Annotated in this window: 5 protein-coding genes; 1 reads left to right on the top strand and 4 read right to left on the bottom strand. The window is 41.1% G+C overall.

Annotation, left to right across the window (positions count from 1 at the left end; genetic code table 11):
* From PVV65_RS09495 to PVV65_RS09480, 4 genes are all read right to left on the bottom strand, one after another.
* A partial coding sequence (locus tag PVV65_RS09495; protein WP_273789992.1) for a ParB N-terminal domain-containing protein occupies window positions 1-302 on the bottom strand: 302 nt, incomplete at its 3' end.
* A complete protein-coding gene (locus PVV65_RS09490; RefSeq protein WP_120102063.1) occupies window positions 302-700 on the bottom strand; it encodes a hypothetical protein in 399 nt (132 codons plus the stop codon). The genes PVV65_RS09490 and PVV65_RS09495, both read right to left, overlap by 1 nt.
* Window positions 684-821: a hypothetical protein gene (locus tag PVV65_RS09485; RefSeq protein ID WP_273722103.1), complete on the bottom strand. Its 138-nt coding sequence runs from the start codon at window positions 819-821 to the stop codon at window positions 684-686. Before PVV65_RS09485 ends, PVV65_RS09490 begins: the two co-directional genes overlap by 17 nt.
* Window positions 822-894: 73 nt before the next feature.
* A complete protein-coding gene (locus PVV65_RS09480) occupies window positions 895-1,200 on the bottom strand; it encodes a helix-turn-helix transcriptional regulator (protein ID WP_005864619.1) in 306 nt (101 codons plus the stop codon).
* A gap of 152 nt (window positions 1,201-1,352) precedes the next feature.
* On the opposite strand from PVV65_RS09480, the gene PVV65_RS09475 reads away from it, so the two are divergent.
* On the top strand, window positions 1,353-1,883 hold the full coding sequence (locus tag PVV65_RS09475; protein WP_273789991.1) for a helix-turn-helix transcriptional regulator: 531 nt from the start codon (window positions 1,353-1,355) through the stop codon (window positions 1,881-1,883).
* Window positions 1,884-2,344 lie beyond the last annotated feature (461 nt).

Below are 2,344 nucleotides of genomic sequence, written 5' to 3'. Positions count from 1 at the left end.
AATTCATTGCGAAACAAATTCTCTGCCACTTCTAAAAGCGCAGCATTGTCCTTATCAGCCTGCACCACAACGGCATCAATGTCACTATAGCCCAAAAGCTCCGCAGCACGAAGCCGGTGCGCACCAGCAATAAGTGTGTAATTACCCTCTTTAGCATTGGGGGTATGGCGCACTGTAATCGGGTTCATTAACCCCTCCCGCGCCATCGATTGCGCAAGTGCCTTGGCATGCTCATCATCAACAGGGCGTATACGCTCCGGTACAACAATCACATCAAGAGCAAGCTTTTGAAACTGTGCCATCACGCCCCCGCCTTTTCCATTTCTCGTAAGAACAAATCCATCGCACGACCCGCCCACCTTCGATAGGCTTTCGCAAAAACTGGTTCTTCCAAACGCCGATTAATCACTTGCAAAGCAAGAAAGATAGCAGTCTGCTGCCGTACTTGCATGGCAACAATACGCCGCCGCGGTACCTCAAACTGATAATGCAAAATATGAATGGCAATTTGTCGTGCTAATATCGCATCAAATAAGCCATGCGGTGGGTCAATAATATATCGGATCGGTACATGCCGAAAGCTACCACTCACGGCTTTTAAAGAACAGGAAAGCATCATTTGTAGCCGTTCAGCTTCCGAATACGGATTAAAAATTTCTCTTTTTGCCTCGGGCGTCCATAAATTATAAGCAGCAACCATAACCATCCCCGATAAAGAAAACTTGACCACCTAACCTTAAAAAACAACCCATCCAATCGGCTGCTTGATGAGGCAACACTGTGCAATTTTTCTTGTCTATTTCGTATTGATCTTTAGACATTGATAAACCTTTTTATCTTATGGTATCTAAATACATGGCAAATGCGCTAACACGCAGAGCCGTGTAACGAAGTTTAAGCAGCATTACCGCGCAAAGCAGAATGCGCACGCGAATCTGTATTGGCATGTTTTGCTGCTTTAAAAATGCGACGGCGACTTTTGGGGTAGCGGTCGCTAAAAACCTGCTCGACAGGCAAACCGATAAAATCGGCAATGGCGCGTTCGGCTTTCTCGTTAGACCGTGTCCAAATGTGTTGAACACTGGATGAGGAGAGTTGATAAGCTTTCGCGAGCTCCGCCAAGGTCATGTTCCGGCGGCGTAGCTCAGCTAAAATACTATGGCGATCCCATACTTGAATGCATGTTTGGGTGGTTGTCATAACTTTCGCTCCTGCTTCAAACGGATATTCCAACTATCCGTTTTTTGTGGGGTTAATTGTAAAATATCTGCCCTCTATATCGGGCGGTAATATGTAATTAATTCATTTTTTGTGTTTTGTAAACATAAAAAATGAATTTATGAGGTATTTTTTTGGCTCGTCCCGATTCAGAACCCAAAACACCATTGGCAAAACGCCTACGTGAAATAAGAAAAATGCTTGGAAATGAAGAACGCGGTGCTTTTGCAAAAACTCTTGATTTAGCGAAAGGTACGCTCGCAAATTATGAGCTCGGTGTAAATGAGCCACCAGCATCTATTGTAATTGCCTATCACAAAATTTATGGCGTAGATTTTCATTGGCTTCTCACTGGTGAAGGTGAGATGTTTAGTGACATGGCAAAAGCAAAAGCAGCAGGTTTTAAACCACAAACGATCCCTGCTGGATTGATGAAAAAACTTGGTCGCATAGCTTATACAACCTATCGCGATGCAAAAATTAAACTCCCCCCCGAAGATATAGCGGAACTCGCGGCGGAACTTTATAAAAAACTGCAAGAGCTGGTTCAAGACATCAACGACACGGAAGAAATAGAGCTTACTTTGCCTCTCCTAAAATTGCATTTAAAGCGTCAAATAGAAGCTGAAAGAGCACATCTAGAAACTACACAAAATACGGCTTAATGCCCCTTTAATATGAAAAATCGATATGAAAATCTTTTTACATTAAAAAAATAATATAACCATTTGATTAATAAGTATATATTGCCTCTAAAAATAGATAATCATCAATAGGTGAAAATCTTTTTTGCTTTTTTGGTTATTTTTGGCTGATTTTGGAGTCAATTGAACTTTTGGAGTGATTTTTTTCAAAGGGTCTTCAAAGGCGGTTTTCTGGGCTTTCACAGACTTTTCAAAATTTTTCAAAGGGTTTTCAAAGACCTTTCAAAGCCTTCTCTCATTTTTACCATGAAAACGCACTTTTTTCTGATTTTCGGTAATTTTCGCAATTTTAGGTGTCAAAATACAATTTTACAAAACGCGCATTTAATGGTAAAAAATAACCATAAAAACAACAAATTACCACCTATTCCTAACTAATCCCACCTCTTCCCACTTAGTACAAAACCTACTGTCAAACTACA

This window comes from Bartonella sp. ML70XJBT, assembly GCF_028618425.1.
Classification (GTDB): Bacteria; Pseudomonadota; Alphaproteobacteria; order Rhizobiales; family Rhizobiaceae; genus Bartonella.
Note: the sequence above shows the minus strand (reverse complement) of the source record. Positions and strands in the feature narration are given on the sequence as shown.

Excerpts from the sequence above, each read along its gene's own strand:
- PVV65_RS09490 (WP_120102063.1), bottom strand. The coding sequence starts at position 700 with ATGGTTGCTGCTTATAATTTATGGACGCCCGAGGCAAAAAGAGAAATT.
- PVV65_RS09485 (WP_273722103.1), bottom strand. The coding sequence starts at position 821 with ATGTCTAAAGATCAATACGAAATAGACAAGAAAAATTGCACAGTGTTG.
- PVV65_RS09480 (WP_005864619.1), bottom strand. The coding sequence starts at position 1,200 with ATGACAACCACCCAAACATGCATTCAAGTATGGGATCGCCATAGTATT.